This window comes from Paenibacillus solani (assembly GCF_050475945.1).
GTDB classification, from domain to species: Bacteria; Bacillota; Bacilli; order Paenibacillales; family Paenibacillaceae; genus Paenibacillus_AQ; species Paenibacillus_AQ solani_A.
The window spans coordinates 74491-95685 of sequence record NZ_JBCMXJ010000012.1 but is presented as its reverse complement, the minus strand read 5'-3'; the positions used below and the strand labels follow the sequence as shown (position 1 = coordinate 95685).

The following is a 21195-nucleotide window of genomic DNA, read 5'->3' as shown; positions in this document are numbered from 1 at the left end:
CTGTCAACCCAATAAGTAAAGTTCAGCTGTCGCTCACATTAACATATCAGGTCGATTACTTCGTTTAAATCCTGGCAGACAAAGTCAGGTGTGATACCCGTCTCCCTCATATGAGCTTCCATATTGAGCTTGGTCGTAATTCCGGTCATAACAAGCACTGTCTTACAGCCAGCATGCACACCAGCAGCAATATCTGTACGTATATTATCTCCAACTACATAGGTTTCTTCCGGAGCCAATCCAAGTCGATCCGAAGCGAACTTCATCAAAATGGAGGATGGCTTTCCGATAATCGTCGGTTTTACCCCCGAAGCAGCCTCGATTGCTGCGCCAAGAGAGCCTGCACCGGGCATTAAGCCACCATCCGATGGAAGCAGCAGATCCGGATTGGTCAGGATAGATACCGCTCCTTCCTGTATCCAGCGGACGGCGTGTGTTAACTTATCGTAATGAAAAGCACGGTCAATGCCTTGAACAACATATTCAGGATTATGTTCCACAATGCTCAGTCCTGCAGACAACAACGCTTCCCGCAATCCCTCTTCACCGAGCATAGCCACTTTGGCGCCAGGAGATTCCTCAGAAATATATTTAGCTGCTGCAAGTGAGGAGGTACACACTTCTTCCGGCTTGGCGGGAATTCCCATCTCCATCAAATGCGCAGCCACCTGCTCTGGTGTTCGAGATGAATTATTTGTTACAAACAGGTATGGGGTCTGAAGCGCCATTAGCCGCTTGATAAGTAGATCCGCTCCCTCGATTCGTTGACGGCCGTGATACAAGGTCCCGTCTAAATCGATCAGCAGCCCTTTTGGTTTTTCCATGAATGAATAGCACCTTCTTTATGTTCTTTCATTTATGCCATAAATGATTCATTGGCTGAAGCATTGGCCTTCTCATTCTCTTATAAACAACTATAAATTATTAAATCTATGTATTACCACGGTCTCCACACTTTCAAAGATCATGGGAAAAGGCAGAAACCTCGGCAGTTTAATTGTAAAGAAGAGCTCTTCCGGTTGCAAGATTCAGGTTATAGATGATACATTCGTGCTTAGACGTCGAATGAAATCGAAGCCTGTCCAAGCAGGAACGAAAAATTCACCGCTTTGTCATTTCCTGCGCTTTCCCGGAAAATAATTTGCTAACCCACATATAATTTCCCTTACGTCTCCCTTGATAAGATTAAGCTCTCCTGTTGATGGGATACAAGCCGAAATCCTCTGCCAAACGGGTAGGTTCGAAAACCTCCTGCGCTTCCTTAAGGAGAGGCTGCAAATGCTCAATATCTTTATAACGAGAGCTGAAATGGGTAAGGAACAGGGCTTGCACACCGTTACGCTTAGCTGCTTCAGCCGCTTGTTTAGCTGTGCTGTGGTAATATTCATGTGCAAGATCGCTTAGGTCCTCCATAAATGTGGCTTCGTGCACCAGAACATCTGCATCCTTTGCGAGCAATTTCACACCTTCGCAAGGCCGCGTATCTCCCAGAATCGTAACCACTCTGCCTTTCTTGGGCGTCAGAAGTACATCGGAGGCATGGATCCATTGTCCGTCCTCAAGCTCCACACTCTCTCCTCTTTTCAGCTTGCCATAGAGTGGACCAGGCTTGAGCCCAAATGCCTCCAACCGCTTCAAATCCAAGCTGCCGGGAAGGTCCTTCTCGACAATACGATAGCCATAGCTTTCAGCTCTGTGATCCAGCTTAGCCGATTCCACCTGAAAGCTGCTATCCTCAAACAGCATGCCGCCGGTATGCTCGATAATTTCCATATTGTAAGGAACACGTGATTGGCTGATGTGCAGGGTGGTTTCGATGAAAGTTTTGATGCCTGGAGGGCCATAGATCGTAACCGGCGAAGTTACGCCTTGAGCTCCACGGCTGGACAGCAGCCCTGGCAAGCCGAAAATATGATCACCATGCATATGGGTAATGAAAATCTTATCGAGTTTGGACAGCTTTAGGGGTGATTTTAATATTTGATGCTGCGTGCCTTCTCCGCAATCAAACAGCCACAAGCTTCTACGTTCCTCCAACATACGCAGGGCAATCGAGGTAACGTTACGCTGAAGCGTCGGAACCCCCGCATTCGTTCCTAAAAAATAGAGTTCCATGCCTTTTCTCCCCTTTCGGTTGTAAACCGGAGAAATCCTCCGAAACATCCGGAGGATTTCAAACCGGTCGGACCGGTATTCTAAATGTTATGCTTTATCTACATTAAAATAATGGGCCTCCGGATGGCTGAATACCATCGCGGATACCGATGCCTCGGGTTCCATCATGAAGCCTTCGGTTAGATGAACACCGATATCCTCAGGCTGCATCAATTTAAATAACGGCTCTTGGTCTTCCAAATCCGGGCAAGCCGGATAGCCAAAGGACACCCGAATTCCTTGGTACCGTGCGCCTAATCGCTGTTTCATCGTCATATCTGCTGGATCAGGATATCCCCATGTATCCCGCATCATATGATGAATTCGTTCCGCCAGTCCTTCAGCTGTCTCCAGAGCAACCGACTGAAGAGCATGAGACCTCAGATAGTCTCCCTTCTCCTTCCACTCAGCTGACAATTTGCTGACTCCCCGTCCTGCCGTAACGACCAGGAATCCAACGTAATCCATCACGCCGCTGTCTACGGATTTCAGGAAATCCGCCAGGCACATATAGGGCTCAACCTGCTGTCTCGGGAATGAGAACGTATGCAGCACTTTTGTATGATCATTTGGATCATAGATGATGATATCATTACCTCGAGACTGCGCCGGGAAGAATCGGTATACCGCATTCGCCTGAATGATTCCGGATTCAATTGCTTCATGGAAGATACCATCTACCGTTTCCTTAAGGGAGACGGCTTTAGGATCATTAGCCTTCAACAGCTGTTCCACGGAGCCTTTGAGTCCTAGATGGTGGCCAAGCAGCATCTGCATGTTAATATATGGAAGAATGTGGGAAATCGGATAATTTCGAAGCACATGTCGTTCCATATCTGGCGGCAAATACACCGGTGCATCCGTCGATATTTTGGACCGCAGTCCTTCAGACAGTTTCGGCATCTCTTTGACGGCTTGAGGGGCAGCGCTCTCGGCTTCTTGTTCTGCTTTGATGGCTTCCTCCATTATGCTCCGCTGTTGCGGATCGCTGAGCTGGTTCGCCAATGCGAGACCATCCATGGCATCCTTCGCATACAGCACCATGCCGTCATATTCTGGACGAATACGCGTTTTTGTAAATTTACGTGTAAGGGCAGCACCGCCCACCATGATAGGTACTGCAATACCCGCGTTTTTCAAATCCTGAGCTGTTGAGACCATTTGCTGAGCAGATTTAACGAGCAAACCGGATAAACCGATCGCATCTGGCTGCTCACGACGATAAGCCTCAATAATTTGCTCCGGTGGTACTTTTATACCCAAATTAATGATTTGATAACCATTGTTGGACAAGATGATCTCCACCAGATTTTTACCGATATCATGGACGTCTCCCTTAACGGTAGCAAGCATGATTTTCCCTTTAACAGACGTCTCGTTTTTCTCCATGAACGTTTCTAAATATGCTACGGAGGCCTTCATAACTTCGGCACTTTGCAGTACCTCTGCCACAATCAGCTCATTGTTGTTGAACAAACGTCCAACCTCAGTCATCCCGGCCATCAAGGGACCATTAATGATCTCTAGTGCACCATATTTGGTTAACGCTTGATCCAAATCAGGTATCAGACCCTCTTTAGATCCTTCCACAACATAGGATGCCAATCTTTCCTCCAATGTCATGTTGGATACCTTTTCCTTCTTCTCTACCTTTTTATCCCGAAAAGCTGCAACAAAGGCGGCCAACGTCTCGTCATTGGTTCGATAAATCAAGTCTTCTGCCAAACGTCGCTCTTCTTCCGGAATGGAGGCATACCGCTCCAATTTCTCCGTATTGACAATCGCATAATCCAATCCGGCTTTCGTACATTCGTATAAGTAGACGGAATTCAGCACTTCACGGCCTGCTTCCGGTAATCCGAAGGAAACATTACTGATACCAAGGATCGTATGGACCTTAGGCATTGCTTCTTTGATCAAGCGTATGCCTTCAATCGTTTCCTTGGCAGATCCGATGTACTGCTCGTCCCCTGTACCAACCGGGAATACAAGGGTGTCGAATATAATATCTTCCGGCGGAATGCCATATTTATTCACAAGCAGATCATAAGAGCGCTGAGCCACCTTCAGTTTGTCCTCACGAGTAATCGCTTGACCGCTCTCATCAATAGTACCTACGACGACCGCTGCACCATATTTATGGACAAGCGGAGTTACATGCTCAAATTTTTCTTCACCATCTTCAAGATTAATGGAGTTAATGATTGCTTTCCCTTGGGAGTATTGAAGGGATAAATCAATAACAGCCGGATCAGTTGTATCAATCATCAACGGTACTTTCACTTTTTTGACCACTAGTTCGAGGAACTTTGCCATGTCTATTGCTTCATCACGATCCGGATCCTGCACACAAACATCGATGATATGTGCCCCATTCTTCACCTGAGCCCGTGCAATCTCAGAGGCCTCTTCATATTTCCCTTCAACAATCAACCGCTTGAACTTACGCGATCCGAGCACGTTTGTGCGTTCGCCCACCATGTATGGACGATTATCCTGTTCGATATAGACAGGCTCGATTCCAGACAATGCCGGCAAATGCGTACCACTCAGCGGTCGAGGCTCGAAGGTATCCATCGTATTTTTCAATGCGCGAATATGCTCAGGTGTCGTCCCGCAGCATCCACCCGCAATATTGAGCCAGCCTTTTTCAGCAAAAGCCCCCATCTTTAAAGCGAGTGATTCAGGTGACTCATGATATTGGCCGTTTTCATCAGGCAGGCCGGCATTAGGATAACAACTAATCGCGCTTCTGGACATTTCAGACAAAGAGCGTATATGGTCACGCATAAATTCCGGTCCCGTTGCACAGTTGAGCCCGATTGAGATCGGATTCAAGTGTTCGAGAGAAACATAGAAAGCTTCAATATTCTGTCCGGCAAGCGTGGTGCCCATTGGTTCAATCGTACCGGAGATCATAATAGGCAGTGTTATGCCTGTCTTCTCAAATGCCTGACGTATACCGATACTTCCAGCTTTAACGTTCAAAGTGTCCTGCGATGTTTCGAGCAGAAGTGCATCTACCTCTCCTTCGATCAAGGCGATAGCCTGCTCCTCGTAGCTTTCAATCAATTCTGCAAATGTCACACCGCCAGTAACCGAAAGGGTCTTGGTTGTAGGCCCCATTGCACCTACTACGTAGCGGGGATGATCTGGGGTATTATACTTCTCAACTGCCGCACGGGCTAATTGAGCCGCTTTCAAGTTAATTTCACGGGCAAGCTCGGGTATATCGTATTCAGCAAGCACAACCGAGGTTGCGCCGAATGTATTGGTTTCAATCAGGTCGGCACCTGCTTCAAGATATTGTTCATGGATGCTCTGTATCACATCCGGCCGATGAATAACCAGCATCTCATTACATCCGTCAAGTTCCGGACCGCCAAAATCCTCAGCCGAGAGGTCCACTTGCTGGATCATCGTGCCCATTGCACCATCAAGTATTAATATTCGTTCCTTCAGTACTTCGTGTAAGCTAGGCTTGTTCAACTCTTAAACCTCCCCCGAAAACGTTAAATCTTAGTGTATCAGAATCTATTTCAATAGAAAAGGCGAAATATTGCGTCATAATAGGCATTCATCAACATTTTCAGATGACAAATGCGGTGGAGGCGGCTATAATACATATTAATCCAACGGGAGAAAGAGGGTTAATGCAATGGCAGAGATTGTGATTCGCAACACGAACGAACGTATTACCGGGGAAGAGAATGTACGGGAATTCCTGAATGGCCAAGAGGTTGTTTATGAGCATTGGAATATGGAAAAACTCCCGACCACGCTTCAAGAGAACTTTCAGTTAAGTGATGATGATAAGAAGCGCATTTTGGAAATCTTTGATGAAGAAATTCGCGACTTGGCTGCAAGACGCGGCTACAAAATTTGGGATGTCATCACACTTTCCGAGTCCACGCCCAATATTGAGGACTTATTGAAAAAATTCGAAGAGGTTCATACCCACTCGGAAGATGAAATTCGGGCAATTGTTGGCGGTAAAGGTATCTTCATTATTAAAGGCTCTGATGATGTTGGATACTTCAATGTTGAACTTGAGCCAGGCGATGTCATTTCCGTTCCGGAAAACACACCTCATTTCTTCACCTTGATGGAGAACAAGCAAATCATTGCAGTTCGCCTATTCATTGAAGAAAATGGCTGGGTGGCTACTCCGGTAGAGGATCCTCAATTTCAATAAACTGAAATTATAGTATTGAGTTAATATGGAACAAGGCAGCGTACGCATCCGGTTACGGAGCATGCGCTGCCTTATTATTTGATGTCAGACTTATTCGGTAACAGTCAGTTCCTTTAACGGCATGGAATGCATGCCTCTTGCTGTCACATGCGAAACGATACGATAGGTTCCGGCCTCATCGAAGGTCTTTTCCATTTTGTAAACCCCGTCTTGGTCATGCTTGACCGGTACTTTCGCTTGCACGCCCCCACCTTCTAATGTCACTTCAAACTGCACTTCATTCGCATCTTCCACCGGGGAACCAGATTGGGTCACCTTCGCTTCAATCAGCACTTTCTCACCAGCCTTAATATGGTCTGGCGTAAGGGACAGCTCAACAATAATCGGTTCTGCCATTACGTCATCATTGGGATCTGCCTTGCTGTCATTGCAAGCAGCGAGAGCAACCGCCATCAACACCATCGCCGCAAACAGCGCTATCTTTTTCCTTCTCACGTTATACACCTCTTTACGAGTGCAATGTATGGTTCAGCCACATGATCTATGTCTGTGTTAGTTTCTTATACATTATATCTCAGCAACCTTTTTTTTCGATCTCATTCAGCTTACAATTGTGTGACGTTTATCACCCCTTAAGAAAATCCGGTTGTAGAGCGCATTATCTTGAAGTCTGACAAAAAAAACAGCCAACCAACAATTTCTGCTGTGAAGGCTGTTCGCTATGTAAGTGCATTTACCATCTCATCACGTGCGGTATATCTTTTTTACAAGTCAGCAATAATTGCATGCAGCTCTGATAAATGCTGAATTTCAAACTTCGGCTGAATGGCAGGATCATGCGGCCGATCTACCCGATTAATCCAAACCGTATGCAGACCAGCTGCATTTCCACCCTTAATATCCGTGGTCAGCTTGTCTCCTACCATCAAAGCTTGATCCGCTTCGACCTCTAGCAGTTCAAGTGCATGTTTGAAGATGGAGACATCCGGCTTACCTTTTCCAAAATCACCCGAGATAATGATATGATCAAAATAAGATACCAGCTCTGGAACGCCGTCCAGCTTTTCCTGCTGCAAATCAGGACTTCCATTCGTGAGCAGGAGAAGCTTCACATTCCCATGCAGTTGCTTCAGAACTTCGAAAGTTTCTTCATACACATAAGGTCTGTTTCTGCGCTCAGCCGCGAACTGGTTTGCCAGGGTTTCAGCTAGAGCCTCATGATCAACGCCTAAGCGAAGTAGTCCGCGCCGCCATGATTCCTTCCGATAGACGGGTGCCAGTTCCTCTAACCTTCTAAACTCAGGCTGCGAGCCCTCCGTAAAGTTTGCCCACAAGCCTTCGAAGGGATTAATCCCTATCATCTTAGTGAAAGCGAAGGTGTCATATGACTCATATAATGCTCTGGCCTCTTCCCGAACTGCGCTTAGCAGTTCTATTGCATCAACACCCGTTTCTGCAGTCCCCGCCTGGCATGTCACTTCAAATGCTTCTTCTACACTTCGCTCATCCCACAACAAAGTATCATCAAGATCAAACAAAACTGCTGATATTGGCATACTCTCCCACTCCCCCATACCCATTAATAATCTTTTTATGATTTACCTCTCATTCTCAGTCATGTTCAACCGGAATATGATGAGCCTTTGCAAACTCTTCCATTCGATCTCCCATGGCTTTCGTATCATATAGATTCATCATACGCGAGAAAACCCAGTTACCTGCTTTCCCCTTGCCTTGAATTACTACTGAACCTGTGGCTATTTTTATCTTCTCAATGTCGGATGCAGCCAGCCTGCGTTCCCGGTTGAATTTCATTGTGGACACAGACGCTCGTTCAACTTTCAAGTAAGGTTTGCGAAAGAATATCATGACCGCGAGCAAAATGTATAAACCGACTCCAATCAAATTCAACGTATTGTTACTGCCGCCTGATGCTTCAGATGTGGCACTTCCTAGAAGTGCGTACAAGCCCCCTAAAGCTACAAGCACTAAGGGAAGTACATATTTACGACCTTTAAACACGTCATTATTGTCAGACACAGCCGTTCCTTGATACGATGTTAGCCCTTGCTTCTTGCGCTGCTTGTTGAGTTGAGACATATTCTTGCTGACTTTTCTTTCCCATGAACGTGACATTTGCTTCCCCCTGGAATTATGATCAAAATGATGGCACAACATATAAACTTGGGGCATCCGATGATATAAGTCGTGCGTTTATCGATTCGGTACCCCAAGTATAAAAAATCTATCCTTTTCTCCATTCAAGCGTCCGTTTAATCATCAATGGACTGCTCGGCCGGTCGGCCAGTTAATGCTTTAATCGCGGGCCGCCCTTTTGGTCGTTTTCATCAACCCACTCAATCGATTCAAGCTGATGTCTGAAGTTACTGCGAATATTATTAAGGTATATTTCCCGAAGCTCGGCTCGTTCTATAAGCTCCTCCTCGGTCAACCCTTCACTCTTGTGTTTACGTGCAAGTACATTAATGCGTTCAACCAAAGTATCGATGTCCATTACTTCTCCTCCAATTCCGATATCAATTATAACTTAAACATGTGAAAAAGAGCTTGTCAAGGCAACTGCGCCTCGCAAACTCTTATTGGGAACAAATATGAACTTATGGTGTTCACGAATAGATTCTTACCAACCAAAGAAATCAATGATTATCTATACTACTACAGAGTAAATACGCTAATTACTCTGAAATTGGTCCATAGGAATGGGGTTATCATAAACCATCTCCATAAATGAGTGGCGTGCCAGCAGCCTGATCACCAGACTGGTAAGGATAATACTTCTCCTGCCTGGATATCCGGTCCTCTCAATCCATTGATTCTTCTAATACTATCCATATATACACGCGTATCCATATCCTCTGGCTTATGTAAGGAAGCAATACGCCACAAACTATCTCCATATTGCACAATAACCTGCTTCTCACCCGTTGGCTTATCCATTCCACCGGCAAAAACGGAGAATGCTCCTGTCCAGAAGGAAGCTGCGATAAATAAAATAATGACAAGTCTAAATAAAGGAATAGAATTTATGGCAGATTTCAATGATTGGATCGTCGTTCTTGTAGGTTTCTCCGTTAACACTGGAGCATTTTCATAAATACTGCGGTATGTACTGTATCTCAACATGGAAACATCATCTCCCAAACAAGTGTTCTGTTATGCAGTCATATTAACACGAACATTTGTTTGATTCAATACCCAAAAGAACATTTGTTCTGTTTAATTTAGAACTTATGTTTGTACGAACGGAAGTTCTATGTTATAATTTTCCCAAACGTTACTAAATGGGGTTGATACGGTATGTCGAAAATATCCAGCCGCCAGCTGGCGATCTTAGAGTTTATCCGCAACGAAGTTCGTAGCAAGGGTTATCCCCCTTCTGTCCGGGAAATCGGCGAGGCTGTCGGACTAGCTTCCAGTTCAACGGTCCATGGTCATCTGGATCGGTTAGAGAAGAAAGGGCTTATCCGTCGCGACCCTACCAAACCAAGAGCAATCGAATTGCTTGGCCAGGAAGAATCCGAGAGTACCAGCCTCTTTACCCACACCATTGCCAGAGTACCGGTTGTTGGTAAGGTTACCGCAGGCGTACCGATTACTGCCATGGAGAATATTGAGGATTACTTCCCACTGCCACAGCATTATGTAGGGGACGATAAGGTGTTCATGCTGTCTGTTGTAGGCGACAGTATGATTGAAGCAGGAATTCATAGCGGGGATTACGTCATTGTTCGCCAACAGCAAACGGCTGACAATGGGGACATTGTCGTGGCAATGACCGAGGAAGACGAAGCAACGGTTAAAACCTTCTATAAAGAGAAGGATCACGTAAGATTGCAACCAGAGAATCCTACATATGAGCCCTTGCGCCTGAATCACGTTACGATCCTCGGCAAAGTGATCGGTCTCTTCCGAGACGTACACTAAATCTCAGTTTTTCTACAAATAAGAGGTTACCTCCATAAATGGATGGTAACCTCTTCGCTTATTCATATACAAATGGTTAATTCGCCAATACCATAACTGCATTCTCTATGTCTAATTGATACAGACGTATCGGCTTATATTCAGGTGAACCTTCCCCTCCTGGTCCCTCCGCGGACTCCAGAGCCAGTCTATTGTTTTTTACCAGAGGGATACTTCCAGGTCTGTAATAAGACCTGTTGGAGATTAAGGACTCATCCTGGAATTGAAGCTGGACGGCATGTCCCGTTTCTTGATCAACGGCAAAGGCATAGATTTCGATTCCATGACAGTCTTTATATTCCGGAGCAAGTATAAAAACATCTGCTTCTTGAAAAGACAACCGAATCATTTGGACAGGATCATTCGTCGGTTGAATAAAGGTCATGTCCTTTAGAGTAGCTATTTCATTCGTATCGTCCTTGGAACGGTACTGCACGATATAATCTCCGGTAATGGACAGATCTGTATCCAGACCGAAGCAGCTAGGTGCGCCAAGCTGTTTCATGTTTTCCTTCTCTAATGGAATAACACTTAACTTTCCCTCTTCAGTTATACCTTGAGCCCGAATAGTCTCTGTGGCTGGCTCCATTCCCCCTGCCGCTTGTTGTTTCTCATCGCCTAATGGGAACTGGGCAGCAATAAGTACGAGTAGAAGCAGCAGTCCGCCTGCCGCCCTGAGTCGCACAGTCCCTCGACGTTTCAAGCTTCTCTCTCTTCGGAATACCAATAGCCCCTTTCTATGTTTCATCTCGCAATCATAATTTGCGTCCGAACAAGCGGATTTATGAGAGTTATTGGAATCCTCCGTTTTATTCTGTTTCATCACATTTCTCCTTCACGGGGTTATATATGATAAACGCTTTCGGTCACGTATTTGTTGCTTTTAATATACAATTTTATAACTGAAATAATAGCAAGCTGACAAGGGGGACCATAAACCACTTTCCTATAGACGAGACAAAATCAATCTCAATAACACTCTTATATTTTCGCCTCATGGATTGATTGTTTGGTATAATCTTGTTGAGGTGAAAATCATGAACGGAAAGAAATTTGTTATTATCCTGACCATTGTTCTGCTCATCATCGGAGCATGTTCACTATTCGCCATGAAGTATATCAGTTGAGCTGGCGACCATAGGAAATCTGAAGGCTACATAAAGTTTTCGATAAATTAATATTTTACAGGTGATGCTTTTAACAGCATAAGAAAATGGACATTGTTTTTCCTGATTAAGAATATTGTTATTCAATACTTTGTTATCCCTAATCCGTATAACAGTATTCTGCAAATCATAAGCTTGTTTATCATCATTTTTTTGTCTTTTCTTTTTTCAGCTTTATTGCTTATGCCAACCGCAACAAACGAATGACTGTAGAGACAGACAGATTTTTCTTTACAATCACAAGGAAATTTGAAGCAATCGGAATTTATCTCAATCAGTTCTTCGAGCTGGTGGTTATCCGTAATTAATCCATTTATCCCAAATAATAACCCCCCCCCCACGCCTTACTGGTCAAGACCCCATTTAGTGGACATTGAAAAAAACACCTAGGCTGCGAACTGGCGTCGGTACTCTACCGGCGTCAGTTTATTTAATTTGCGCTGTGGTCGTCTTCGGTTGTAAAATCTTCTGTATTTCTCAATTCGCCTTTGTGCCTCCGTCAAATTTCGGATATCATAGGGATAGAGCCCTTCCGTTTTGAGATGCGAGAAGAAGCTCTCCATGGAGGCGTTGTCTAGGCAATTGCCCCGGCGAGACATGCTGATTTGGGCGCCAACCTTTGGCAGCATGTCGTGATAAGCGTATGACGTGTACTGGAACCCTTGGTCGCTGTGAACGATCAATCCGGTCACGTCTTTTTGCTTGGCAAACGCTTTTGCGAACGTCCGTAGAACCAATTCATTATCGTTACGTTGGCTGAGTTGGTAAGCTACAATCTCATTGTTGAATAAGTCTTTGACTGCCGAAAGATAAAGCCAACGCTCGCCCACCCGGTATTGGGTCACATCCGTCACCCATTTCTGGTTAGGTTTTTCGGCCGTGAAATTACGGTTAAGCAAATTCTCCGCCACACGCTCTGCTGCCTGATACGTCATATTAAACCGGCGTTTTCGGCGAATGCTGGCTTGAAGACCAAGCTTTTGCATGAGGCGCAGTACCTTCTTGTGATTCATCCACACGCCGTCATCCTGCCACAAAAACAATTGGAGCTGACGGTAGCCATACTTTCCATCGTAGCGTTTATAGGCTCTACGGATCAGACGTTTCGCCTCGGCATCCCGGTCGTTCCCTTTTCGCTTCACATACGCGTAGTATCCACTTCTAGAGACACCGAAGAGCTGGCAAAGTTCAGCTACTTGCCCTCGTTTCGCTGCTTGTTCGATAAGTACGAAGCGTTCTTCCTTACCTCCTTCATCCAGATTTCTAAGCACTTTTTTAGCATTTCGTTCTCCCGTTTGAGCTTCTGGACATACCGATCTTGATCCATATATTCTTTTCGTCGTCCTCGCTGATCCAACCATCCAAACTCGCCTTGTTCCCGATATTTTCGCATCCAACGCTTCATCCGGTCTTTGTCTTGAATACCAAGGTGTTCGTTGATTTGCCGATAAGTCCACTTCTCTTCGACATGAAGTCGAATCGCTTCTAACTTGAGTTCTTTTGAATATTGCTTTAACTTTGGTCCCTTCATTACCATAAAAATACACCCCCTAGAATTCATCGGAATAACCAGGGGTTTTTCCAATTTCTATTCTAAGGGGTGCACTTCACATTAACCGGTAGGGTCTTTGCTTAAACTGGAGAAATTAAACCCAAAAAGAACCTAAAATGATGACCAACAAGATAAAAAGAACTAGAACCGCTCCGACTGAGTTTTTAACGCCGTATCCTCCATCGTAACCAACTTCACCCATGATGTCCCCTCCTTTTCTACGTTATCGATACAAAATATTCAAAATCTCATCCAATGCCAGGGCCAATGTGCTTGTTAACAAAAAAAAGACCCCACCAGCCTAAGCCAGCGAAGTTCTTTTTCTGTGTGAAATCGTCATAAATCAAGTCATCTTGGCGAGAAATTATATCCAACCACAGAAAGCACTAGTGATAATAACCAAAAGGATAAATAGAACCAATATTGCTCCAACTGGATTATGGTAACCGTGATGACAATGATGACCGTGTCTTACTTCACTCAAGACGTTTCCTCCTTTATTGGGTTATGCCATAAGGTATTCAGGTTCTTGACTATTGACAAGGCTAATGTCTATATAAATTAAAAAAAAGATCCTGTCAGCATATAAGCCAATGGAGTTTGCTTTAAGATTCTTTGTCTCAATACTGTTAGCCTGGATATTGTTCACATCCAGATTACCATTCACAAGGAACTCTAAATCCTTCTCCATCTTTGCAACCGTATTAGCCAAGTCTTTCACATACCCGAGTATCACGCCGATGTCTTGGGTATCTGGCGGCCCGCTTATCCGTGGAGTATCGGCCCAAATCGACACGCTAACAACCTCCTAATATAGCGGCAGCTGCCGCGATTGTCTTGTGAATTCATGAATCCTTGCCCAGCCGGATTATTCGGCAGCACGCCGCCTCCGTATTCGAAGATTCCGACCTTGTGTAAGAAGCGCATAAAACCCTCTTGGGTGACGGCGCTCTTATGGTTGGAAACGCCCATGTAGTCAGACCACTGGCCAGCGTAGTCCAAGACCCTCCGTTTCAAACCAATCTACTCACAAAAATAAAATCCCCCACGCCTTACGGCGCAAGGGATTTCTCTATTAATACATGGTGATGTACTGATCGCGCTCCCATTGGTGGACTTGCGTGCGGTACATATCCCATTCGATTTCTTTCAACTCGTAGAAGTGAGTCAGCGCATGGTCTCCAAGCGCTTCGCAAATGACTTCGCTGCGAACCATCTCGTTGATGGCTTCCTTTAGGTTAGCTGGCAAACTAGGAATACCTTCCTCAATTCGCTCTTCCTCGCTCATCACGTAGATGTTGCGATCGATTGGAGCCGGCAGTGAAAGCTCACGCTTGATGCCGTCCAGACCTGCCTTCAGTAAAACTGCCAGAGTCAAGTAAGGATTAGCCGCCGGGTCCGGATTCCGCACCTCAATACGAGTGCTGAGACCGCGCGAAGCAGGAATACGAATCATGGGACTACGATTACTTGCAGACCAAGCCACGTAGCATGGTGCTTCGTAACCAGGCACGAGACGTTTGTACGAGTTAACCGTAGGGTTCGTGATCGCAGCAAACGCGCGTGCATGTTTAAGAATACCTGCCATATAATGACGAGCGGTATTGCTCAAGCCAAGTTCATCCTTTTCATCGACAAATGCATTCTCACTGCCTTTGAATAGGGATTGGTTGCAGTGCATACCCGAGCCGTTCACACCGAACAGCGGTTTGGGCATAAAGGTAGCAATCAGACCATGTTGACGAGCGATTGTCTTAACTACTAATTTAAACGTTTGAATCTGGTCAGCTGCTTTGATTGCATTCGCATATTTGAAGTCGATTTCATGCTGCCCGGGAGCAACTTCATGGTGAGATGCTTCGATCTCAAAACCCATCTCTTCCAGCGTCAGTACGATATCGCGGCGGCAGTTCTCGCCGAGATCGGTAGGCGCAAGGTCAAAGTATCCGCCTTGGTCATTAAGTTCCATGGTCGGATTGCCTTTTTCATCCGTTTTGAACAGGAAGAACTCAGGCTCGGGACCAACGTTCATCGAAGTGTAACCCATCTCTTCGGCTACTTTCAGCGCTCTCTTCAAAATACCTCGCGGATCACCGGCAAATGGAGTACCGTCAGGCATATAAACATCACAGATCAAACGAGCTACGCGGTCTTCGGATACCCACGGAAAGATCATAAAGGTATCGAGGTCTGGATACAGGTACATATCGGATTCTTCGATACGCACATAACCTTCAATGGAAGAACCATCAAACATCATCTTGTTATCAAGTGCTTTGGGAAGTTGGCTTACCGGAATCTCGACATTTTTAATCGTTCCAAGCAAGTCGGTAAATTGCAAACGGATGAATCGAACATTTTCTTCTTTGGCAATGCGCAGAATGTCTTCTCTCGTATAACTCACTATATCCTCTCCTTTTTAAATAACACCGATTTTGATGAATTGCAGTATGGCATTCCTTATTTATTAAAAAACCGGGACAGTTCCCCCTGAATTAATGAAACCTGCCCCGGTCTCTTAGCGGTGATCAATTCCTGCTTCAGCAAACGGCGCAGCTGAGATTCAGACATTTCACGACGTCTGTTTTCTGTATCTGGAGTCATAACTGTTGCTTCTTCCGATTCTTTTGTGACAGGGTTCATCACTTGCTTAATGCCAGCAATGTTAACACCTTTTTCGATCAATGCTTTTATCTCTAGCAAACGCTCCACATCATTGAAGGAAAACAGGCGTTGGTTGCCCGAAGTGCGAGCAGGGACAATTAAATTATGTTGTTCATAATAACGAATTTGTCTGGCAGATAGATCCGTAAGCTTCATCACAATGCCTATCGGAAACAAAGCCATATTCCTCCGAATCTCATCACCCATATCTCATCAACCTTCCAAGTGGTCTATTCTGATCCTATTGTACATTTCCTGATCAGCGACGTCAACCACATGTTAGGATAACTCACAACAACTTGCGATCTTTCATATTTTGAAGAGCCATTAGTACCCCATATTTAACATGAGAGTAAGTTAACCCACCTTGCATATAACCAATATAAGGAGAGCGGATAGGCGCGTCTGCTGACAACTCCAAGCTTCCTCCTTGAATAAAGGTACCTGCAGCCATGATCACTGGATGTTCGTAACCGGGCATTTCCCACGGTTCAGGTACCACATGACTGTCTACAGCAGCGGCACGTTGAATGCCCTGGACAAATGCAATTAAATGCTCAGCACCACTAAAAGAAACTGCCTGGATCAAATCGGTTCGTTCATCCTGCCAGCCCGGCTTAGTCGTAAATCCAACAGCCTCGAACATCGCGGATGCGTAAATACTTCCCTTCACCGCTTGACCTACCGTTGATGGGGCGAGAAACAGGCCTTGATATATTCCTCTGGTCGTTCCCAGCATAGCCCCGACTTCGCGTCCAATCCCCGGTGCAGTCAGCCGATTGGCAGCCAGATCCACATATTCTGTCTTGCCACATATATAACCGCCAGTTTCGGCAATGCCTCCTCCAGGATTCTTAATAAGGGATCCTGCCATCAGATCCACGCCTACCTCTGTCGGTTCCAATTGCTCTGTAAATTCACCATAACAGTTATCAACGAAAATAATTAAATCTTCGCGTATAGCGCGGATTCGTCTTACCATTTCCCCAATTTGCGATACCGTAAAGGAAGATCGCCAATCATATCCCCGGGAACGCTGGATACCGATAACTTTAGTAGAAGACTTGATGGCCTCCGTCACTCGTTCCCAATCTATATCCCCCTGTTCTGTCAAGGCAACCTCATGGTAACCAATCCCGAAATCCCGCAGTGAACCCGATCCATCCTTCGTTTCACCAATCACCTTGTGAAGGGTATCATAGGGACGCCCAGAAATGTATAGCAGTTCATCTCCTGGTCTTAGTACACCAAACAGCGCCGTGGATATCGTATGGGTCCCGGAGGCAAAATGAGGTCTTACCAAGGCGGATTCTGCTCCAAAAATGTCTGCGTAGACTTCATCCAGCACTTCACGACCACGATCATTGTAAGCATAACCGGTGGATGCCGCGAAATGAAAATCACTCACCTGATGTTTCTGGAAGGCATCAATCACTTTCCACTGATTAAAATCAACGATAGCGTCTATTTCACGTAATCGTTGACCTATCTTTAATTCGATCTCATTGCTTAATTCAACTATATCTTGCGAAAATCTGGCCATGATAACCTGCTCTCTCCTCTATTACACGTAATGTTTCATATCTTAACACATCAGCTTGCATTGATGTAATTCCAACAAATGAATCAATTCACGCCAAACACGCAATAGAAGCCCCTCTTTGGGGGCTTCTATTGCATCCTATCGATGGCCTGCATCAATTCTGAACATATTCTTGGAGCATATACCCGATCTTTTCATAGTCTGTTTTATGAATTTGGACCGTATAAAGAATATCACTCTCATCAAAAGACTGCTCAAGCACATCACCTACGCGGTATACAAGCGAGTTCAGATCACCGCGATCTGCCGGGATTCGGAATGTTACATTTCCTCCCGAGAGCTGTTCCTGGATCGCTTCGCGTACCGCTTCCAAATCCTGATCATTATACGCGCTAACTTTCAAGTGTCCTTCTCCGTTAGGCAGCATCTCTAACTGCTCAGGCTCGCAGATATCTATCTTGTTGTACAGCACGATCTGAGGCTTATCCGCTGCCCCTAAATCCTGTAGTATGCTCTGTACAACGGCCATCTGGTCGTCACGCATAGGTGAAGAAGCGTCTACTACATGAAGGATCAGATCCGCCTCGTTGGCCTCTTCCAGCGTCGCTCGGAATGCTGCGACCAGATCATGAGGAAGATTCTGAATAAATCCTACCGTATCTGTAAGCACGACTTCTTTGCCGCTAGGCAGTTCAAGCACTCGCGAAGTTGGGTCTAGAGTGGCGAACAATTGATTTTCGATATATACATCAGCAGCCGTTAATCGATTCAACAATGTCGACTTCCCTGCATTGGTATATCCGACAAGAGCAACTTGCACAGCTCCGCTCTTCTTGCGGCGTTCCCGATGAAGCGTACGATGGCGTGTGACTTCATCCAGCTGTCGTTTTAGATCGCTGATTCTATCGCGAATATGTCTGCGATCAGTTTCAAGCTTGCTCTCCCCTGGTCCACGGGTTCCGATCCCGGCTCCCAGCCTGGACAGATTCTTACCATGGCCTGATAGTCGGGGGAGCAGATAAGTAAGCTGAGCCAGCTCCACTTGAATAATCCCCTCGCGCGTTTTGGCTCTCTGGGCAAAAATATCTAAAATCAACTGAGTTCTGTCAATGATCTTCACATCCAGAGATTCTTCCAGATTGCGGACTTGCGCGCCTGACAGCTCCTGATCAAATATGGCTGTTGTAGCCCCTAAACCATCTATCGCCATGCGCAGCTCTTCCACTTTCCCTTTTCCAATAAACCACCTGGAATCCGGCACTTCCCGATTCTGCGTGATAACATCGAGCACTTCAACACCCGCAGTTTCTGCTAACTGAACCAACTCCTGCAGCGAGTGTTCCGGATTGATACCGGAGCGCTTAACCGCATCTGTCACCAAACTGACCAAAACTGCTCGATCATCGATTTCCGTTCGGGTATCATGTGTTATATTTGTCATGTAGCCAACTCCTTCTAACGATTCCGTTTCCTTATTGAACTAAACTGCTGCTGCCTGCAATAAACATTATGATCCAAAGAAGGCAGCGCTACCCTCCATTATGTTCGAAGTTACATTCAATCTCATTGTAATTTTTCGTTTAGCATAAAGTTTTCCGGTGCGCAAACATCGATACGAGTTCCGCTTCGCCCTTCCGCTCTATGTAGATCCATGTTTCCGGGAAACCAATGGTTCCCTTATTATATCTCATAATATGGTCATTCGTCACAACATGACTCCTGCAGCACATCCCCCTACATACTCGATGCAATATTCAAAGCGGATATCCCTGTCTTTTTTCTCTCAATTGATTATTTTGTTCTTTCATTATTAATATCAGGAACGCGTTGCCCACTTACGTGCGCAAAAAACCAATGAATGTTATTCCAAGACCCTCATACAGGCATGAAATTGATTCTTCCGATCTATTGAATGAGATTAACCTTTATTGTAAGTTTTGATTACGGATATAGATTTACTTAAAATGTTAATATTAACAATTTTATGGAATATTTTATCCCTGCTTTAGCAGATTTTCCCCCTACCTTCACCATATTTTGATAACGCTTTCACAATGTAAGATCTTACATATACTTTTCTGAAAGGAGGTGGTCTTGTTTTACGCAGGATAGACGACGGTCTAATTCATTATCATTGAGGAGGGATTTATTGTGAAAACGCAAGTATTCAAAGCACTTGGTCAAAAGCGAATGATGTTGTTGCCTTTACTGGTCGTCATGTCTATGTTAATGAGCTTTTTTCCTCTTGAGGTTTCAGCTGCTGACCGTGGCCCTTGGGCACCCAATGTTTCTTATGCTGTAAACGACACCGCCACGTATAGCGGAAATACGTATAAAGTCATTCAACCTCATACCTCGTTAACCGGTTGGGAACCGCCTAATGTTCCTGCCTTGTGGCAGTTGGTACAAGGTGGTGGCGGTGGTACTGACACTACGGCTCCTACGGCTCCAGCTAACCTAACGGTCAGTGGTGTCACGTCTTCAAGCGTAACTTTGTCCTGGCAAGCATCTACGGACAATGTAGGTGTGACAGGATATGATGTATACCAGGGTTCTTCCCTGGCTGTTTCGGTTACTGGTCTATCAGCTACCATATCAGGACTTACTCCGAGCACAACGTATTCGTTTAAAGTCGTTGCTAAAGACGCTGCGGGAAATCTCTCTCCTGCAAGTGCTACCGTGAATGCAACCACTTCTGGAACAGGCGGTGGTACTGACACTACGGCTCCTACGGCTCCATCCAATCTAACAGTCAGTGGCGTCACGTCTTCAAGCGTAACTTTGTCCTGGCAAGCATCTACCGACAATGTAGGTGTGACAGGATATGATGTATACCAAGGCTCTTCCCTGGCTGTTTCGGTTACCGGTCTATCGGCTACCATATCAGGACTTACACCGAGCACGACATATTCGTTTAAAGTCGTTGCTAAAGATGCTGCCGGGAATCTCTCTCCTGCAAGTAGCACCGTGAATGCAACAACTTCTGGCACAGGTGGAGGTGGCCAGCCTACAACGAAGCATCTTTTGACAGGGTATTGGCAGAACTTCGTTAACGGTGCCACCAAATTAAAAGTAAGAGATATACCGAATCAGTATGACATCATTGTATTGTCATTTGCCGATATGGACCCTGCCAATCCTGGTGGCGTCACTTTTACTGTAGATTCTGCGCTATCCGCTGCTCTTGGCGGTTATACAGATGCCGATCTGATCGCGGATATTCAGGCTAAACGTGCCCAAGGCAAGAAAGTTATTATCTCCATTGGCGGGGAAAAGGGCAACATCAATTTGAATAGTGCTTCACCAAATGTAACGAACTTTGTGAACAGCATGTATGGGGTCATCACTCGATTTGGACTCGATGGAATTGATGTTGATCTGGAGCATGGCATGAATGTACCTAACCTGACGAATGCAATCCGTCAACTGAAGCAAAAAGTAGGCAATGATTTTGTACTTACGATGGCTCCTCAAACCATTGACATGCAAAATCCAAATACTACTTATATGCAGCTGTACAATAATCTGAAAGATATTACAACTGTGATCAATGTACAGTATTACAACTCTGGATGTATGCTGGGCCGCGACGGTAAATGTTATTCCCAGGGAACGGTAGATTTCCTTACTGCGCTCTCGGATTTGACGCTGCAGTGGGTATCGCCTTCCCAATTGGGAATTGGAGTACCAGCTACCTCTGCAGCAGCAGGGGGCGGTTATGTTTCTCCAACGGTCGTGAATAATGCCCTGAATTGTTTGGCAACTGGCAACAGCTGTGGAAGTTATAAGCCCGTTGCTAAATATCCTGATATCCGGGGAGCGATGACTTGGTCCATCAACTGGGATGCGACCACGAATTATGCTCTTGCAAATACGGTAAAACCATTTCTGAACACACTCCCTTAACGGGAAAGCCCCTCCGAAGGACAATTCCTTC

At 45.4% G+C, this 21195-nt stretch carries 20 protein-coding genes; 3 read left to right on the top strand and 17 right to left on the bottom strand.

The window, feature by feature from the left end; translation table 11 throughout:
* Nucleotides 1–38: 38 nt before the first annotated feature.
* The 3 genes from ABEQ74_RS13845 to metH all read right to left on the bottom strand — a co-directional run bounded on the left by ABEQ74_RS13845 (nt 39) and on the right by metH (nt 5643).
* Entirely contained in the window at nt 39–824 is a 786-nt protein-coding gene (locus tag ABEQ74_RS13845; RefSeq protein ID WP_430122757.1) for a TIGR01457 family HAD-type hydrolase, read from the bottom strand.
* A 361-nt stretch (nt 825–1185) separates the two neighbouring features.
* Nucleotides 1186–2115, bottom strand: a complete 930-nt coding sequence (gene rnz, locus ABEQ74_RS13840) for a ribonuclease Z (RefSeq protein ID WP_430122756.1) — start codon at nt 2113–2115, stop codon at nt 1186–1188.
* Between the two features lie 87 nt (nt 2116–2202).
* Complete coding sequence (metH, locus tag ABEQ74_RS13835; RefSeq protein WP_430122755.1) at nt 2203–5643, bottom strand: methionine synthase; 3441 nt, start codon at nt 5641–5643, stop codon at nt 2203–2205.
* Between the two features lie 169 nt (nt 5644–5812).
* Here metH and ABEQ74_RS13830 point away from each other — a divergent pair, with 169 nt between their 5' ends.
* Entirely contained in the window at nt 5813–6349 is a 537-nt protein-coding gene (locus ABEQ74_RS13830) for a cupin domain-containing protein (protein WP_054401899.1), read from the top strand.
* A 90-nt stretch (nt 6350–6439) separates the two neighbouring features.
* Here the strand turns inward: ABEQ74_RS13830 and ABEQ74_RS13825 are convergent, their stop codons facing one another.
* The 5 genes from ABEQ74_RS13825 to ABEQ74_RS13805 all read right to left on the bottom strand — a co-directional run bounded on the left by ABEQ74_RS13825 (nt 6440) and on the right by ABEQ74_RS13805 (nt 9493).
* Nucleotides 6440–6844, bottom strand: a complete 405-nt coding sequence (locus tag ABEQ74_RS13825; protein WP_430122753.1) for a FixH family protein — start codon at nt 6842–6844, stop codon at nt 6440–6442.
* A 269-nt stretch (nt 6845–7113) separates the two neighbouring features.
* On the bottom strand, nt 7114–7905 hold the full coding sequence (locus ABEQ74_RS13820; RefSeq protein WP_430122752.1) for an HAD family hydrolase: 792 nt from the start codon (nt 7903–7905) through the stop codon (nt 7114–7116).
* Between the two features lie 55 nt (nt 7906–7960).
* Nucleotides 7961–8485: a hypothetical protein gene (locus tag ABEQ74_RS13815; RefSeq protein ID WP_430122751.1), complete on the bottom strand. Its 525-nt coding sequence runs from the start codon at nt 8483–8485 to the stop codon at nt 7961–7963.
* A 172-nt stretch (nt 8486–8657) separates the two neighbouring features.
* The gene (locus tag ABEQ74_RS13810) at nt 8658–8864 is read right to left on the bottom strand and encodes a DUF896 domain-containing protein (protein WP_053493824.1); all 207 of its coding nucleotides are present in this window, start codon (nt 8862–8864) and stop codon (nt 8658–8660) included.
* Between the two features lie 257 nt (nt 8865–9121).
* Nucleotides 9122–9493, bottom strand: coding sequence for a LysM peptidoglycan-binding domain-containing protein (locus ABEQ74_RS13805; protein ID WP_430122749.1), 372 nt, complete (start codon nt 9491–9493; stop codon nt 9122–9124).
* Nucleotides 9494–9667: 174 nt separating this feature from the next.
* On the opposite strand from ABEQ74_RS13805, the gene lexA reads away from it, so the two are divergent.
* Nucleotides 9668–10294 (top strand): transcriptional repressor LexA, encoded by a 627-nt coding sequence (lexA, locus tag ABEQ74_RS13800; RefSeq protein WP_053493826.1) that lies wholly within the window; start codon nt 9668–9670, stop codon nt 10292–10294.
* A gap of 76 nt (nt 10295–10370) precedes the next feature.
* On the opposite strand, the gene ABEQ74_RS13795 is transcribed toward lexA, so the two are convergent.
* The 9 genes from ABEQ74_RS13795 to hflX all read right to left on the bottom strand — a co-directional run bounded on the left by ABEQ74_RS13795 (nt 10371) and on the right by hflX (nt 18699).
* The gene (locus tag ABEQ74_RS13795; RefSeq protein ID WP_430122748.1) at nt 10371–11156 is read right to left on the bottom strand and encodes a hypothetical protein; all 786 of its coding nucleotides are present in this window, start codon (nt 11154–11156) and stop codon (nt 10371–10373) included.
* Between the two features lie 729 nt (nt 11157–11885).
* Complete coding sequence (locus tag ABEQ74_RS13790) at nt 11886–12770, bottom strand: IS3 family transposase (protein WP_430122747.1); 885 nt, start codon at nt 12768–12770, stop codon at nt 11886–11888.
* A complete protein-coding gene (locus ABEQ74_RS13785) occupies nt 12692–13036 on the bottom strand; it encodes a transposase (RefSeq protein WP_430122746.1) in 345 nt (114 codons plus the stop codon). Before ABEQ74_RS13785 ends, ABEQ74_RS13790 begins: the two co-directional genes overlap by 79 nt.
* A gap of 109 nt (nt 13037–13145) precedes the next feature.
* The gene (locus ABEQ74_RS13780; protein WP_430122745.1) at nt 13146–13253 is read right to left on the bottom strand and encodes a YjcZ family sporulation protein; all 108 of its coding nucleotides are present in this window, start codon (nt 13251–13253) and stop codon (nt 13146–13148) included.
* A 303-nt stretch (nt 13254–13556) separates the two neighbouring features.
* Nucleotides 13557–13847 (bottom strand): hypothetical protein, encoded by a 291-nt coding sequence (locus ABEQ74_RS13775; protein WP_430122744.1) that lies wholly within the window; start codon nt 13845–13847, stop codon nt 13557–13559.
* 279 nt (nt 13848–14126) lie between these two features.
* Nucleotides 14127–15455 (bottom strand): type I glutamate--ammonia ligase, encoded by a 1329-nt coding sequence (gene glnA, locus ABEQ74_RS13770; RefSeq protein ID WP_430122743.1) that lies wholly within the window; start codon nt 15453–15455, stop codon nt 14127–14129.
* A gap of 56 nt (nt 15456–15511) precedes the next feature.
* Nucleotides 15512–15922: a MerR family transcriptional regulator gene (locus ABEQ74_RS13765; RefSeq protein ID WP_430122742.1), complete on the bottom strand. Its 411-nt coding sequence runs from the start codon at nt 15920–15922 to the stop codon at nt 15512–15514.
* An 82-nt stretch (nt 15923–16004) separates the two neighbouring features.
* Nucleotides 16005–17258, bottom strand: a complete 1254-nt coding sequence (locus ABEQ74_RS13760) for an aminotransferase class I/II-fold pyridoxal phosphate-dependent enzyme (protein WP_430122741.1) — start codon at nt 17256–17258, stop codon at nt 16005–16007.
* A gap of 154 nt (nt 17259–17412) precedes the next feature.
* On the bottom strand, nt 17413–18699 hold the full coding sequence (gene hflX / locus ABEQ74_RS13755; protein WP_430122740.1) for a GTPase HflX: 1287 nt from the start codon (nt 18697–18699) through the stop codon (nt 17413–17415).
* Between the two features lie 749 nt (nt 18700–19448).
* On the opposite strand from hflX, the gene ABEQ74_RS13750 reads away from it, so the two are divergent.
* Nucleotides 19449–21164 (top strand): fibronectin type III domain-containing protein, encoded by a 1716-nt coding sequence (locus ABEQ74_RS13750; RefSeq protein ID WP_430122913.1) that lies wholly within the window; start codon nt 19449–19451, stop codon nt 21162–21164.
* Nucleotides 21165–21195: the final 31 nt, after the last annotated feature.

Bases quoted from the DNA above. Each gene is read 5' to 3' on its own strand.
- ABEQ74_RS13845 (WP_430122757.1), bottom strand. From the start codon at position 824: ATGGAAAAACCAAAAGGGCTGCTGATCGATTTAGACGGGACCTTGTAT.
- rnz (WP_430122756.1), bottom strand. From the start codon at position 2,115: ATGGAACTCTATTTTTTAGGAACGAATGCGGGGGTTCCGACGCTTCAG.
- ABEQ74_RS13830 (WP_054401899.1), top strand. From the start codon at position 5,813: ATGGCAGAGATTGTGATTCGCAACACGAACGAACGTATTACCGGGGAA.
- ABEQ74_RS13820 (WP_430122752.1), bottom strand. From the start codon at position 7,905: ATGCCAATATCAGCAGTTTTGTTTGATCTTGATGATACTTTGTTGTGG.
- ABEQ74_RS13815 (WP_430122751.1), bottom strand. From the start codon at position 8,485: ATGTCACGTTCATGGGAAAGAAAAGTCAGCAAGAATATGTCTCAACTC.
- ABEQ74_RS13810 (WP_053493824.1), bottom strand. From the start codon at position 8,864: ATGGACATCGATACTTTGGTTGAACGCATTAATGTACTTGCACGTAAA.
- ABEQ74_RS13805 (WP_430122749.1), bottom strand. From the start codon at position 9,493: ATGTTGAGATACAGTACATACCGCAGTATTTATGAAAATGCTCCAGTG.
- lexA (WP_053493826.1), top strand. From the start codon at position 9,668: ATGTCGAAAATATCCAGCCGCCAGCTGGCGATCTTAGAGTTTATCCGC.
- ABEQ74_RS13795 (WP_430122748.1), bottom strand. From the start codon at position 11,156: ATGAAACAGAATAAAACGGAGGATTCCAATAACTCTCATAAATCCGCT.
- ABEQ74_RS13785 (WP_430122746.1), bottom strand. From the start codon at position 13,036: ATGGTAATGAAGGGACCAAAGTTAAAGCAATATTCAAAAGAACTCAAG.
- ABEQ74_RS13780 (WP_430122745.1), bottom strand. From the start codon at position 13,253: ATGGGTGAAGTTGGTTACGATGGAGGATACGGCGTTAAAAACTCAGTC.
- ABEQ74_RS13765 (WP_430122742.1), bottom strand. From the start codon at position 15,922: ATGGGTGATGAGATTCGGAGGAATATGGCTTTGTTTCCGATAGGCATT.
- ABEQ74_RS13760 (WP_430122741.1), bottom strand. From the start codon at position 17,258: ATGGCCAGATTTTCGCAAGATATAGTTGAATTAAGCAATGAGATCGAA.
- hflX (WP_430122740.1), bottom strand. From the start codon at position 18,699: ATGACAAATATAACACATGATACCCGAACGGAAATCGATGATCGAGCA.
- ABEQ74_RS13750 (WP_430122913.1), top strand. From the start codon at position 19,449: ATGATGTTGTTGCCTTTACTGGTCGTCATGTCTATGTTAATGAGCTTT.